The organism is Ralstonia pickettii, assembly GCF_001699815.1.
GTDB classification, from domain to species: Bacteria; Pseudomonadota; Gammaproteobacteria; order Burkholderiales; family Burkholderiaceae; genus Ralstonia; species Ralstonia thomasii.
The window spans coordinates 1-228 of record NZ_MCGB01000011.1 but is presented as its reverse complement, the minus strand read 5'-3'; the positions used below and the strand labels follow the sequence as shown (position 1 = coordinate 228).

1 protein-coding gene is annotated in these 228 nt (G+C 70.2%); it reads left to right on the top strand.

What is annotated here, in order from left to right:
• Positions 1–9: 9 nt before the first annotated feature.
• Positions 10–228, top strand: a 219-nt coding sequence (locus BEK68_RS01635; protein ID WP_065851537.1) for a hypothetical protein, incomplete at its 3' end; no start/stop codon positions are given.

Genomic DNA, 228 nt, shown 5'->3' with positions numbered 1-228 from the left:
GACATGACCATGAGCAAGACCGCTACCGACACTGCCACCAACGAACTGATCCGCCACGCTATCGCCGCATGGGGCTACTTGGTGCGCTGGGGTTCCCGCCTGACCCTGGCCGAGTTCGCGGCCGCGATCCGCCGCCACTCGTCCCATGCGCGCGCCGAGGCCCTGGCCGCCGCGCTCGAATCGGCCACCGGCTTTGTGGCCCGCGACTGGCGCGGCTTCCGTGCCAAC